Genomic DNA, 12779 nt, shown 5'->3' with positions numbered 1-12779 from the left:
AATTATTGCTTCCTTTCAATCAAACTTCGCATCAGATTTTCAAGGGGAGCGATTTCAAACCCCATAGCCCGGAGCCGGTCCAGGGCCCCGGCGACTTCTCCTGCCCTTTGGCCGAGAAGCAAATACGCGCCTTCCAGGCCGGCCATGGTAACCCAGGTTTTTTTGCCGGCCAGCTGGTCCTTTCCGGGCGTCTTGCCCAGTGTATCACGGTTTGAGACGGAATCAAGAATATCGTCCTTGATCTGGAAGGCAATCCCTCCTGCTGTACCCGCAATGGCAAGCTCTTCCATCACACTGTCGGCCACGCCGGCAAGCGCGCCGCCCATCAGCAGTGCTGCACGGATCAAGCGGGAGGTTTTCAGCTCTGACACCTGGAGCACTTCGGAGATATCGATGCTGTCGGCCGGCTTATTTTCCAGGGCCAGGTCCAGGTCCTGGCCCAGGATCATCCCCTCCCCTCCTGCTGCCCGGCCCAGGATCTCCATGGCCCGGAGAGCACCGGCATCCGGTTTTTCCCGGCATACCCGTATCATCAGTTCAAAAGCTCTGTTAAGAAGCAGGTCACCCGCCAGAATGGCCCTCGCCTCCCCGTAGACCTTGTGGCAGGCGGGGCGCCCTCTCCGGTAATCGTCATTATCCATGGAAGGAAGATCGTCGTGGATAAGTGAGTAAGTATGGACCATCTCGAGGGCTCCCGCAAAGGGCAGGACCTGCGGCGGAAGTGATCCCGGGAGGCTGGCCGCAGCCAGGAGCAAGCGGGGCCTGATCCGTTTTCCCCCGCCAAGCAGACTGTAGCGGGCAGCTTCCCATACAGGACCGGAACCGGTTGCCCTGGGGGTCAATTCTTTTTCGAGGAGTCTTTCCAGCCGGATCAGCCATCCAGCCTCTCCTTCAAGGTCTTTCACGGCACCGCCCCTCATTCAAGTTCACTGATAGGGGCAATCCCGCCTTCCGCATCGACAAGTTTGACCATTTCCTCTTTCATGTCACGCAGTTTGCCGGTGCAAAAGGATGATAAAGCGATACCCTCACGAAAAAGCGCCATGGCATCGTCCAGGGAGGATTCCCCCCGCTCCAGCAGGGTAACAATTTCCTCCAGGCGGTGTATCGCCCTCTCATAGGTCATGGTTGGGTCCGTTATCAGATTTTCTTTATCCATTGATCATGCTCCTCGATCGTTTTTTCCAGGCTCAGTTTAGAGGTTCTGTGACCTCACAGCCCACCTGTCCATCCTTGAAGATCAGATCCAATGCATCGCCTTTGCCGAGCTGTGATGCTGTCGTCACGGTGCGCCCCTGATCATCCGTCACCAGCGCATAGCCGCGTGACAGAACTTCCAGCGGTGAAAGAGCCTGAAGCGCCCTGGCCGACTTTTCAAAGCGATGGCTTGCCTGGTCAATCTTTTTTTCCGCCGCGATTTTCAGCCTGTCTGAAAGGTTCCTGACCCCGGCTCTCTCCGCATCTTCCAACCTGCCCCAGTTAAAAAACAAGCGGTGGCCAAGCAGTTCTACCCTGGCCTGGTGGCGATCGATAATGGCTGCGGGATGAACAAGAACGGGTCGTCTTGACAGTTCATCGACCCGCCTGAGATGCGATTCAATCCTTGCTGCCAGGGCCTGTTCCATGGTACCCGCCAACTGATCCAATTTCAGCAGGACATCTCCCTTGACCGGAACAGCCAGCTCGGCTGCCGCTGAAGGCGTCGGAGCCCGAAGGTCAGAAGCAAAATCGGCGATGGTATAGTCGGTTTCGTGGCCGACGGCCGAAATGACAGGAATGGAAGACGCCGCGATTGCCCGGGCCGTCACTTCCTCGTTGAAAGGCTGCAGGTCCTCCTGGGAACCGCCGCCACGCCCGACGATGATGACATCGCCCAGGGAGAGACGATTGGCAATCTCGATGGCCGCGGCGATCTCCCGTTCGGCCCCAGCCCCCTGGACCGGAACCGGAATTAGAATCAGGCCGATTCCTGGAAAGCGTCTGCGCAGGACATGAATGATATCGCGGATCACAGCGCCCGCTTCCGAGGTAATGGCCACGACACGGCGGGGAATGAAAGGGATGGGTTTTTTATTCTTCTCATCAAAGAGGCCCTGGCGGGCCAGGCTGTCTTTCAATTCAAGAAAGCGGCGGTAAAGGTCACCGACGCCTTCCTCCTGGGCACTGTCGACAATCAATTGAAACCTGCCGCTCTTGTCGTAAAGGTTGGTTCGGGCGAGCAGGAGAACCTGCATGCCGTCCCCCATCCCCGCGGGGGCATTCCCAACCGATTGCCTGAAGAGGACACAGGACACGGAGGCATATTCGTCCTTCAGGGTGAAATAGATATGGCCTGAAGGGTACTTTTTCAGGCCCGATATCTCTCCCCGCACCCTGACCTTGCCGAGTTCAGGATCCTTGGACAGCCGGTCGTTGACTGCGCGGTTGAGTCCGGTTACGGTGAAGACCTGGTCCATCAGGGGCAGTCCTCCGTGATCTCACTCGTTTGACCAGGTCTCTTTTCTTTTTTTTCAATGCTTCCCAGCACCGCATTGATGAAAGACCGTGATTGATCGGTCCCGTATTCGTTGGCAAAGATGACGGCTTCCGAAATGGCGATTTCGGCAGGAATTTCTGTGTCGAACAGGAGCTCGAAGACCGCAATTCTCAAGATGGAAAGATCAATCAGCAGCTGCCGGTCCATGGTCCAGCCTCGCAAATAGGCCGCGATAATGGAATCAATGGCATCCCGGCAATTTTCCACCCCCTGGATCAGGCGGTCAAAATAGGCGCGGTCCGTTCTGTCATTAATGGGTTCGATACGGAGAAAACCTTCCAGCTGATCTTCCCGGCCTCCAGGCCTGACCTCAAGCTGGTAGAGAAACTTCAAGGCTTTCTCCCGCGCCGTGTGCCGGCTCATACAGTGATCCTTTCCTAGCGGAACATGCCGGGCGGAAGAATCCGGTCAATCAGTTTCCGGATGGCATCCCGATCGCGAAAATAGCGGAATCCGACATAATAACCTGCGAGCGTAAGCAGGAAAATGAACAAGAGCCTCCAGAAACCAAACAGAATCCACAGAAGGGCAACTGCGAACATAATCAGGGCACCGATGATGCCGGAAGACAAGGGGGGGCGTCCACCCCTGTCGGGTTTGCCGGATGGGTCATTTGTATGCATAAGTTACCGCTCCACCCTCGGGGCAACCGTTTCCACCCGGCTGACACGGACTTCAACACTGTCGACTTCAACGCCCGTATATTTTTCGATATCCTTCTTGACGCGTTCCTGGACCCGCGCCATCATCATGGGGATCTCGACATCCGAGAAGGCCTGGATGATCATCCGGACCGACAGTCTGCCTCCCTTGGCCGGTGATACGCGCGCCTTGGCGGTCTTGACACCCGACTGGGAAATTTTGGCAGCGTTGAGGGCGATGTTTTCGATGGCTTCAACACCAATTTCAATGTGCCCGATCTCATTGGTCCGGATTCTGGTTTTACGAAGACGCCCCGCCATGATGGAAACGATCAGCGCGATGACAGAGACCAGAAAACCGACCAGGCCGGCCACGGCCGCGATGGTTCTGGCCGGCTGCTTTTGTGCCACATCGAGTATGAGGGTGATCATTCCGGTCAGGATATCGGTGCTGATAATCATCAAAAGACTGATCAGGAAAAAGACCGACAAGAGAAAAGAGAATACAATTAAAATAATCCTGGCCCAAGGGCTCATAGGTAGTCCTCCTGCTTTTCTTCAGCGGGAACATCCTCCCGCGGCGCCGTCGCGTCCTCCGTGACCCGGACAACGTGGACATGGACCGCATCGACATTCAGACCCGTGAACCGTTCAACGTCCCGCTTGACACCTTCCTGAACCGACCAGGCCACTTCAGGCATGACATAGCCGTAAAGGACATCCAGGTAGACCGTAATGACAACGTCGTCCGATTCCTCGCCCCGGAAGGAAACGCGAACTCCGCGGCCTTCGGGCACCAGCCCAATGGCCTCCTTCAAGCCTGAAGCGATTCCCGTATTCAAGCCGCTGACGCCGGCCGTATGGAGCGCCGCTTCTGCGGCGTATTGGGCGATGAACCCTTGTGACATGGTTCGCTCACCCTTGATTGAGAACTGCCGGCCGTCGCTTTCCATGATCAGGCCCGCTCCAGATATTCTCCCGTCCGCGTATCGATGCGAACGATTTCGTTCTGGTTGACAAAGAGCGGGACACGAATAACTGCACCTGTTTCCAGAATCGCATTCTTGGTCGCGCTTTGCGCTGTATCGCCACGGACAGCCGGTTCACATTCAACGATCTCCAGCTCGACGGTATTGGGCATTTCCACTTCAAGGATTTGGCCGTCCCATGAAACGATGCGGACGATCATCCCCTCCTTGAGATAAGGCAGGGCATGTTCCAGCTTGTCGCGCCCAATCGGTATCTGGTCATAGGTCGACTGATCCATGAAATAGAAGAGGTCGCCGTCCTGATAGATATAGGCCATGTCCCTGTTTTCCAGATGAACCGGCTCATACTTATCCGAGGGGTTGAAGCTCTTTTGCACCACACTGCCGGTCTGCAGATTTTTAAACTTGACGCGGACAAAGGCTGAACCCTTTCCAGGCTTGACATGCTGAAACTCGATGACCTGGCACGGCTGGCCGTCCAGGACAAATCCCGTTCCATTGCGAAAATCCCCTGCACTGATCATCTTAACCTCCAGCGACCTGTCTTATGCATGTCATGAAGTCATTTTACGGGAAACAAGGAACAGCCGCAACCGAATCTTCTGCGCACGGACGGTTGAGGCAAGGGCCATCTTGGAGTATCGTAAATGTCAGCATGCGGTCATGCCGGGCCGGATTTTTCTGCCGGAGTACTTATGTTGGTTGATAACAAGAGCAAAGAAAAAGAACAGAGCCCGGAGCGTGGCCTCACCCTGTCATGCCGGATCCGGTCACTGTTTTTCCCTGATCTGATTGTGGGCTCTCCGCTTGCCATCGATTTCGCCAGACTTGTTTCATGGGGTTTCCGCCTCGCCCTGGTTGACATCGACAATACGCTTGTCCGCCACGGCAGCCAGGCAGGCGATGATCACGCGGTCCGGGTCATCAGGAGAATGCAGGATGCCGGTCTGACCCCGGTCGTTGCCTCCAATGCACCCAGGAAACGTGCCCGGGCCTTCGCCGATTCGCTGGGGATCGAGTTTATCGCCAAGGCCAAAAAACCGCAGATTGAAGCCATCTGCCTGGCACTTGAAGAACGCGCCTGCCTGCCTCAACACACCATCATGATTGGCGACCAGCTCCTGACTGACGTCTGGTCAGCCAGAAAGGCCGGTATCCCGGTCATCCTGACTGACAGGCGATCCCGGCAGGAAATCATCACAGTCCGCCTGAAACGTCCGCTTGAATGGCTCCTTATCCGCCTGGGCGGCAAGACGCGCTGGCACGCTCTGCGGGAAAACTACACCGGGCTGGCCCCGGAAGAGAGCTGAAATCACCTGTTCCCCAAAGGTCTGGACTCCCGGTCCATGACCTGACCGGCATCCAAAAAGCGTTCCAGATTTACCGTTCGGGGTTGCCGCAGGCCTGCACCTGAAAGGAAGGTTCTGGACACGTAAACGTAGCCGTCGCCGCCATGCCAATAGGGCCAGGCTCCGTAGCCGCTCTGGAGCATGTAGCCGGATTCCGTGTAGATTTTTGTTTTATCCGGATCAGCCTCAATGTGGTCGCCGAAGGGGCAGTAAAGAGCGGACAGTTTTCCCGTGTAGGGTTCCACCCACATTTCAGTCATGGTGATATCCTGTCTGATTTCCTCCACGGTAACAAATGGAAGAGACAGACGATTGTAGGTGCCGCTTGCGATTTTCCAGTTACGAGATTCCAGCGCGGATACAATGGCCCTGACCTTCTCCCTGTTGGCGGAAAAGTCAGTTCGCGGCAAGGGGGGAAGATCAACTCCCATGTCGGCCCCTCCCCTTTGCCGGGCCAGGTCCTGGACGTCTGCCACCGGATAGCCGAAAATTCCGTTTTGCCCAACCAGGGCGATAACGCCTGTAGCGCCGTTAAATGAAAAGTCCGGATGCCTCTCAATAAATGCTTCCAAGATGCCGATGGCCGTGAAGGACCGGTCGAATTTTTCGCTCCCGTCGCGATCGAGAAGAACTCCTTCCACCTGTCCCCGGCTGTTCAGATCCAGCCGCCAGGCCACGCCGCTTTCCGCGCGCGGAAAAGAAGAATAGAAGTCTTCCAGAACGAGGACGATCGGTTTCTTTCCCGCGGGACAGGGCATACTGCGCAAGGTTCCCTCCCTGGTAGCAAAGGATCGGCTATCGACAAGAACGTAATTTCTTTCATAGAGCTGCTCCAGGGTCCTTTCAAATTCCACCCCCAAAAGCAGATTCTGATCCGCCGCCGCCTGGTAGCGGTCACCGTCAAAAGCCCGGCCGGGATCGGCAATCAGAGGCTTGACCGCAAGGTGCTCCACCGGATCCCACCAGGTCACGACGGATTCCGGGTTACATTCATCACAATCTCTTTTGAAAGACAGGAGTTCCGGATCCTCGGAAAATCGATTCAGCAGGCGATTGATACGGATGGAGGCGTCATAGGTTTTCCGGTGCGCCATTTCCTGGCGGATCAGTACAATCTGCTCCCTGTAAAAATCCTGCCAGGCGCGATCATGACGGTGCGAAAGATAAGCGGATACAGACTCAAGACCTGACAGATCAGCATCCGACAAAATTTTCTGAATGATCTTGATTTCTTCGTTGTAGTCCTCCGACACCCGGGCCGTTTCTGCCTTGCCCAGTAATTCCTTAATCAGGTTAACTGTCTCAATGCCCTTCTCGATGGCTTGGAATTCACGCGACAGAAGGGGAATCCGGATCATCTCCCCTATAAAACGCCTAAAATCCTCTTCCGCCATTTTGCCGCTCAGGTACTGTTCAATTGTTTCTTCCGACGCTCCGGTCATTTCCCGGCCTGCAACCGGCGCGAAAAGCTCCATCCAATTGATGTCATCATCGCTCAGCCGTCCGCCGGTTTTGGCAGAGGAAATAAGGAGGCGGCTTTTTTGGCCCGCATCCTGCTCGATTTTTTTAATGACAGCGGCTGCCTCCAGATCCAGCGCCTTGATGCGGTCGCTTTGTTTTTTGTCGGGAAACGCAGATCGCGCTTGGCGCAGGGCGTGATAAATCTCCAGGATCCTGTCATCATCTCCTGCTTCCCGGGCCCGCTCGTAATCTTTTGCGTCGTAGGGCAGCCGCGCTCTAATAAAGACCGGAAGCGCCAGCCCGGCGGCCAGGGCCAGAACAAGAGCCGTGGCGATCCCGATCAGATATTTACGCGGTATGCGGCGTTTTCCGGTTCTTTCCAGAAGCGGCGTATTCATTTTCTTTATTCTGCCGGATCGAGGACAAGCTGTCTGTCGTCGAGGGTTTCTTCCCTTATGTACCGCCCTGCTGTCGGAATCTTCTGGATGCGGTAATAATCAAGATCACGGATGAAGGTCAATTCGTCCTCCTCATAAAGGGCCGTCAACCAGTCATTTTTCGAGCGGAGAACCATGGCACCCTGCGCAGTTCGCGTGGCCTTTTTCACGACCTGGGAGGCCTTGAAGTAGAGCAGTTTATTCTTTTTCGAGCGAATGGCAAAAAATCGGTCACTGCCTTCCGGCAGATAGGCCATGCCGATCAGAGGTGACGAATCGTCGTAGGCATTGATCAGTTTTTTCCGTCTTTGCTTGGTCTCGTAATGGGAGGCGTCGATCCTCACCCCTTTGCCGTTTTTGAAAAACATCAAAAACTCGCCGGTGAATGGTTCAGTTGACGAATGGATGAAGATAACGCGCTCTCCCTCGTCAAGCTCAAGCAAGTTAGGCGTGTATTCTCCCAGAAGTGACGGGCGGTGATCCTCAATTTCCCAGGCCAGCATCTTGTAGACCTGGGCCTTGTCGGTAAAAAACAAGAGTTCCGCATGGTTGCTGGAATCCAGCTGCTGGATCAGCCGATCCCCCTCTTTGACCCTTATCTCGAAATTGCCGCGCAGCGACGTTGCGGGCAATTTTTTGAAATAACCCTCCTCCGTCAGGAAAAGACGTGTGTTATAGGATGGAATCAGCTCCTCTTCTTCCGGAACCTCAATTTCCTCAGGCGCGATCAAACGCGTTTTCCTCTCCTGGCCATAACGTTTGGCCACATCCTTCAGCTGCCGGATAATTTTATCCCGGATCCTGGCCCGGCTTTTTGCCAGCCTGTCCAGTTCGCCAATCTCGTTTTCCAGCGCTTCGATGTCCTTGATACGCTTCATAATGTACTCACGGTTGAGGTGACGCAGCCTGATCTCCGCCACGTGCTCCGCCTGTACTTCATCAATATCGAAGGCCGTCATCAGGCGGGGAACCACCTCTTGTTCCGTTTCCGTCAGCCTGATCACCGCGATGGCCTTGTCGATATCAAGAAGGATCTTTTCCAAACCCCGAAGAAGGTGGAGCACTTGCCGCTTTTTGGCGGCTTCAAAAGCGGTTTCGCGGCGGATGCAGCCGCTCCGCCATTCCACCCACTCCAGTAGGAGTTCCCGCACACCCAGCAAGCGCGGCCTGTTGCCGATCAGGACGTTGAAATTGCAGGAGAAGGGATTTTGCAGGGAAGTGGCCGCGAAGAGCTGGTGGACGACAAGATCGGGATCGGCTGACGGCTTGTAATCAACAGCGATGCAAAGACCATTCAAGTCCGTCTCATCACGGACAGAAACAATGTCCCGAAGCTTGCCCTTTTTGATCCCGTCCGCAATGTCGTCGATGATGGTCTCGATGGTAGTCGTATAGGGGATCTCACGGAATTCAATCCGGTTCTGTTTGCGGTTCACATCGGCTGTGGCCCTAAGCTGGAAAGATCCCCGCCCCGTCCTGTAAATCTCGCTCATTTCTTCACGGTCATAAATCAGGTAGGCACCGGTTGAAAAGTCCGGCGCGGGCAGGGTGTCCATCAGATCGGCTTCCGGGTCGCGGATGAAAGCAATGGTCGTTTCGCAGACTTCTTTCAGATTGAAGGAGCAAATATTGCTGGCCATGCCAACCGCGATTCCCTGGTTGTTGTTGACCAGGATGGCCGGGAAGACAGCCGGCAGGAGGACCGGTTCCTTCATGGTCCCGGAATAATTGTCGGTAAAATCGACTGCGTCCTTGTCCAGGCCGGAGAGAATGGTCTCGCAAAGGGGATCAAGTCTGACCTCTGTGTAGCGGGCGGCGGCGTATTGCATATCGCGCGATGATACACTACCGAAATTGCCCTTGGAGTCAATCCAGGGATGGAGCAGGGATCCATTGCCGCGGGTCAGGCGCACCAGGGTCTCATAGATGGCCTGGTCACCGTGCGGATTCAGTTTCATGGTCTGACCTACTACGTCGGCGGACTTGGCCCTGGCCCCACCGAGCAGCTTCATCTGGTGCATGGTGTAAAGCAGTTTGCGGTGGGCGGGCTTGAACCCGTCAATCTCGGGGATCGCCCGCGACACGATGACACTCATGGCATAAGGCATGTAATTTTCAAACAGGGTGTCGGATATTTTCTTTTCGATTGCCTTAGCCATGGGGTCTTTTCTTCTCTCTTCCCGCTTATCTGATTGATGAGCTGCCTGATCTTCAGCCGACATCCAGCATCTCCATGTAAAGATGGCCGTTCGCTTCAATATGCTGGCGCCGGCCCGGTATGTCGTCTCCCAGCAGAAGATCAAAGCTGTCACGCATGATCTCCTCGTCTTCAGGCAGGACGGCAATCAGCCTGCGGGTATCCGGGTTCATGGTGGTATTCCACATCATGCCCGGTTCATTTTCACCCAAACCTTTCGAGCGCTGGATATGGACACTCCCGTCGCCCAGCTTTGCCAGGATTTCATTCTTTTCCTGATCGGAGTAGGCAAAATAGGTGCTTTCCAAGCGCCTGGTCCGGTGGCTGATCTCGTAGAGGGGCGACTCGGCGATGAAAATTCTCTTCTGCCTGATTAATTCAGGCGTCAGCCGGTAGAACATGGCCATGATCAAGGTCCGGATCTGAAAGCCATCCACATCGGCGTCAGTGCAGATAATCACCTTGCTCCAGCGCAGCCGGTCCATGTCAAAGGGCGGTATATCCTTGCTGTATTTCCGGGGAATATCAACACCGCATCCCAGAATCTTGATCAGATCCATGATGATGTCATTCTTAAAGATGGCATTGTAATCGGCCTTGAGGCAGTTGAGGATCTTGCCCCTGACGGGAATGACGGCCTGAAACTCCGCGTCCCTGGCCATCTTGACGGAACCCAGAGCTGAATTGCCCTCCACGATATAGAGTTCCCGGCGGCTGGTATCCTGAGTCCGGCAATCGACAAACATCTTGACCCGGTTGGACAGGTCGATCTGCTGCATGAGGTCGCGCTTGACGGCCAGTCTCGTTTTCTCCGCTCTTTCACGGCTCCTGCGGTTTAAAAGAACCTGATCGGCTGCTCTCAAGCCCTCTTCACGATGTTCGATGAACCAGATATCCAGTCTTGAGCGGATCAGGTCGGTCATGAAACGCTGGATAAAGCGGTTATTGATCGACCGCTTGGTCTGGTTTTCATAGCTGGTTACCGTGGAAAAGGAGCTGGTTAGCAGGATGAGACTTTCTTCGATATCCCCGAAGTTAATCTTTGATTCATTGGCTCTGTATTTGCCCTCGTTTTTCAGAAAATTGTCAAAGGCGGAGACAAAGGCTGACCGCACAGCCCTGTCAGGCGATCCGCCGTATTCGAGCCAGGAGGAGTTGTGGTAGTAACGGCCCTCGCGGGTATGGTTGTTGAAGGCGAAGGCCACGTCGCATTTAACGGTATAGTCCTGCCTGTCCTCCCGATCCCGGCCGCTGCCTTCACCTGAAAAGAAGGCCGGCTCCGTGATGCCGTCGACGTTCATCTCTCTGACCAGGCCCAGGATTCCATCTGGATACTCGTAAAGGGTTTTGGTATTCTCAAGTTCGTCGATGAACTCAAAGGTGACCCCTTTGTTGATCACGGCCTGCTGTTTGAGTGTGGAGTGAAAGTAGTCCGAGGGAATGGCAATCTCCGTGAAGATGTCGTCGTCGGGCATCCAGCGCTGGATGGTGCCGGTCACACCGGTTTTGACAGGCGTTTTTTTAAGCCCGCCGATGTTATGGCCCTTTTCAAAATGCAGCTCATAAAGAAAGCCGTCACGGGTCACTGCGACGTCAAACCATCTGGATGCGTACTGGGTGGCGCAAGCTCCCAGTCCATTCAAACCCAGGCTGTATTCGTAATTTTCACCCAGATTGGTCTTGTATTTCCCGCCAGCATAAAGTTCGCAATAGACCAGCTCCCAGTTGAAACGGTTTTCGACCGGGTTGAAATCGAGCGGTATTCCCCGTCCGCGGTCAGTCACCTCGATGGAGTGATCCGGGAAACGTTTGACCGTAATAACCCGTCCATGTCCCTCGCGCGCCTCGTCGATGGAATTGGAGAGAATTTCAAAAAAGGACTGCTGGCACCCCCTCAGGTCGTCCGATCCGAAGATGACCCCGGGGCGCAACCTGACCCGATCAGGCCCTTTCAACTGTGAGATACTTGTATTATCGTAGGCCTGGCTCATGTCGGCTCCCTTCTATGGTCGATTCTCACACGGATTGAAATAGGCGTCAAGCGCGTGCCCCTCAAGGAAAAACCATCTGAGGGCTTGGCCAAAACCCATCAGATGGTCGTAATCTGGCGAGCATAGCAGGACTCGAACCTGCGACCCACAGCTTAGAAGGCTGTTGCTCTATCCAGCTGAGCTATATGCCCGTATCGGTTCCCGGATTTGTGGAGCGGGTGAAGAGAATCGAACTCTCACGATCAGCTTGGAAGGCTGATGTTCTACCACTAAACTACACCCGCATGCTCCGGAAACCGAAAATATGATACATCAGGCCCGCCTTTTTGTAAAATACTTAATCACCTTCGCCGGGTGAAAGATAAATGACAATGTAAGCTGGACAGTGAGACAAAAAAAACGTCCAGCTTACTCTGGCAAAGCGACTGTCTCGTTTAATCTGGCAATAGTTGCCATCTTCCTCCCCTAAAACCTTATACTGTCGCAAGAGAAGAACCATGCTCAGGCGGGCCTCCCCTAAGGAGGCTTCCCATGAGCAAACACCAACACCTGACCCTGGAAGAGAGGGTCCAAATCAAAGTGAAACTGGACGCTGCCTGTTCTTTTCGAAAGATCGCCAAAGATCTGGGCAAGTCACCGACCACCATCTCCCAAGAGATAAGAAAGCATCGGAGGCGGATTGAGAAGAATGCCTTCAACACCCTTTACAATCCCTGCAAGCATCGCCACCATTGCTCCGCCAAACTCCTGTGCGGCAGGCTCTACTGCGAGAAGAAAACCTGTGCATCCTGCAAGGAAGGCTGCTCCAGTCTTTGTCCTCACTTTGAGGAGGAGCATTGCCCTCTCCTGCAAAAGGCACCCTTTGTCTGCAATGGCTGCAAACAAAAGAACCGCTGCGGGCTGACCCGCTACGAGTACATGCCCAGTGTCGCTCAGCAAGAGTACCTCGAGCTCCTGTCGGATGCCCGGCTTGGCCGATCCTACTTGCCCGAAGAGATCACTTTCATCAATGAAACCGTCAAGGCCGATCTCAAACGGGGCTTATCGCCTTACGCCATCTGGGCCAACCACCAAAACGAACTCCCCTGTTCGCACCGGACCATCTATCGGCTCATTCAGGATCGGGCTTTGGGAGATGTTTCAGCTTTTGACCTACCCTACAAGATCCGTTACCGGCC

At 54.7% G+C, this 12779-nt stretch carries 13 protein-coding genes and 2 tRNA genes; 2 read left to right on the top strand and 13 right to left on the bottom strand.

Annotation, left to right across the window (positions count from 1 at the left end):
* Positions 1-2 precede the first annotated feature (2 nt).
* The 8 genes from GX839_05805 to efp form a co-directional block, all read right to left on the bottom strand.
* Positions 3-905 carry a polyprenyl synthetase family protein gene (locus GX839_05805; protein NLB04975.1) on the bottom strand — a complete coding sequence of 301 codons (903 nt, stop codon included), beginning with the start codon at positions 903-905 and terminating at the stop codon, positions 3-5.
* Positions 906-916: 11 nt separating this feature from the next.
* Entirely contained in the window at positions 917-1126 is a 210-nt protein-coding gene (gene xseB / locus GX839_05800; protein NLB04974.1) for an exodeoxyribonuclease VII small subunit, read from the bottom strand.
* A 64-nt stretch (positions 1127-1190) separates the two neighbouring features.
* Positions 1191-2456, bottom strand: a complete 1266-nt coding sequence (gene xseA, locus GX839_05795; GenBank protein NLB04973.1) for an exodeoxyribonuclease VII large subunit — start codon at positions 2454-2456, stop codon at positions 1191-1193.
* On the bottom strand, positions 2456-2899 hold the full coding sequence (gene nusB, locus GX839_05790; protein NLB04972.1) for a transcription antitermination factor NusB: 444 nt from the start codon (positions 2897-2899) through the stop codon (positions 2456-2458). The genes xseA and nusB overlap by 1 nt, the downstream gene beginning before the upstream one ends.
* A 14-nt stretch (positions 2900-2913) precedes the next feature.
* Positions 2914-3159, bottom strand: coding sequence for a DUF2273 domain-containing protein (locus tag GX839_05785; GenBank protein NLB04971.1), 246 nt, complete (start codon positions 3157-3159; stop codon positions 2914-2916).
* A gap of 3 nt (positions 3160-3162) precedes the next feature.
* The gene (gene amaP / locus GX839_05780) at positions 3163-3714 is read right to left on the bottom strand and encodes an alkaline shock response membrane anchor protein AmaP (protein NLB04970.1); all 552 of its coding nucleotides are present in this window, start codon (positions 3712-3714) and stop codon (positions 3163-3165) included.
* The gene (locus GX839_05775; GenBank protein ID NLB04969.1) at positions 3711-4130 is read right to left on the bottom strand and encodes an Asp23/Gls24 family envelope stress response protein; all 420 of its coding nucleotides are present in this window, start codon (positions 4128-4130) and stop codon (positions 3711-3713) included. Before GX839_05775 ends, amaP begins: the two co-directional genes overlap by 4 nt.
* 2 nt (positions 4131-4132) lie before the next feature.
* Positions 4133-4690 (bottom strand): elongation factor P, encoded by a 558-nt coding sequence (gene efp / locus GX839_05770; GenBank protein ID NLB04968.1) that lies wholly within the window; start codon positions 4688-4690, stop codon positions 4133-4135.
* Between the two features lie 171 nt (positions 4691-4861).
* On the opposite strand from efp, the gene GX839_05765 reads away from it, so the two are divergent.
* Positions 4862-5476 carry an HAD hydrolase-like protein gene (locus GX839_05765; protein NLB04967.1) on the top strand — a complete coding sequence of 205 codons (615 nt, stop codon included), beginning with the start codon at positions 4862-4864 and terminating at the stop codon, positions 5474-5476.
* 2 nt (positions 5477-5478) lie between these two features.
* On the opposite strand, the gene GX839_05760 is transcribed toward GX839_05765, so the two are convergent.
* From GX839_05760 to GX839_05740, 5 genes are all read right to left on the bottom strand, one after another.
* Positions 5479-7374, bottom strand: a complete 1896-nt coding sequence (locus GX839_05760) for a hypothetical protein (protein NLB04966.1) — start codon at positions 7372-7374, stop codon at positions 5479-5481.
* Positions 7375-7379: 5 nt separating this feature from the next.
* Positions 7380-9572, bottom strand: coding sequence for a topoisomerase IV (locus tag GX839_05755; protein NLB04965.1), 2193 nt, complete (start codon positions 9570-9572; stop codon positions 7380-7382).
* A gap of 52 nt (positions 9573-9624) precedes the next feature.
* Positions 9625-11601: a DNA topoisomerase gene (locus GX839_05750; protein ID NLB04964.1), complete on the bottom strand. Its 1977-nt coding sequence runs from the start codon at positions 11599-11601 to the stop codon at positions 9625-9627.
* A gap of 114 nt (positions 11602-11715) precedes the next feature.
* Positions 11716-11792 (bottom strand) — tRNA-Arg (locus GX839_05745).
* Positions 11793-11811: 19 nt separating this feature from the next.
* Positions 11812-11885: transfer RNA gene (locus GX839_05740), tRNA-Gly, on the bottom strand.
* Positions 11886-12132: 247 nt separating this feature from the next.
* On the opposite strand from GX839_05740, the gene GX839_05735 reads away from it, so the two are divergent.
* A partial coding sequence (locus GX839_05735) for a helix-turn-helix domain-containing protein (protein ID NLB04963.1) occupies positions 12133-12779 on the top strand: 647 nt, incomplete at its 3' end.

Source organism: Fastidiosipila sp. (assembly GCA_012511175.1).
Classification (GTDB): domain Bacteria; phylum Bacillota; class Clostridia; order Saccharofermentanales; family DTU023; genus UBA4923.
The sequence above is the reverse complement of the archived record's forward strand: the minus strand, read 5'-3'. Positions and strand labels throughout refer to the sequence as shown.

Excerpts from the sequence above, each read along its gene's own strand:
- xseB (NLB04974.1), bottom strand. The coding sequence starts at position 1,126 with ATGACCTATGAGAGGGCGATACACCGCCTGGAGGAAATTGTTACCCTG.
- xseA (NLB04973.1), bottom strand. The coding sequence starts at position 2,456 with ATGGACCAGGTCTTCACCGTAACCGGACTCAACCGCGCAGTCAACGAC.
- nusB (NLB04972.1), bottom strand. The coding sequence starts at position 2,899 with ATGAGCCGGCACACGGCGCGGGAGAAAGCCTTGAAGTTTCTCTACCAG.
- GX839_05785 (NLB04971.1), bottom strand. The coding sequence starts at position 3,159 with ATGCATACAAATGACCCATCCGGCAAACCCGACAGGGGTGGACGCCCC.
- amaP (NLB04970.1), bottom strand. The coding sequence starts at position 3,714 with ATGAGCCCTTGGGCCAGGATTATTTTAATTGTATTCTCTTTTCTCTTG.
- GX839_05775 (NLB04969.1), bottom strand. The coding sequence starts at position 4,130 with ATGGAAAGCGACGGCCGGCAGTTCTCAATCAAGGGTGAGCGAACCATG.
- efp (NLB04968.1), bottom strand. The coding sequence starts at position 4,690 with ATGATCAGTGCAGGGGATTTTCGCAATGGAACGGGATTTGTCCTGGAC.
- GX839_05765 (NLB04967.1), top strand. The coding sequence starts at position 4,862 with ATGTTGGTTGATAACAAGAGCAAAGAAAAAGAACAGAGCCCGGAGCGT.
- GX839_05760 (NLB04966.1), bottom strand. The coding sequence starts at position 7,374 with ATGAATACGCCGCTTCTGGAAAGAACCGGAAAACGCCGCATACCGCGT.
- GX839_05755 (NLB04965.1), bottom strand. The coding sequence starts at position 9,572 with ATGGCTAAGGCAATCGAAAAGAAAATATCCGACACCCTGTTTGAAAAT.
- GX839_05750 (NLB04964.1), bottom strand. The coding sequence starts at position 11,601 with ATGAGCCAGGCCTACGATAATACAAGTATCTCACAGTTGAAAGGGCCT.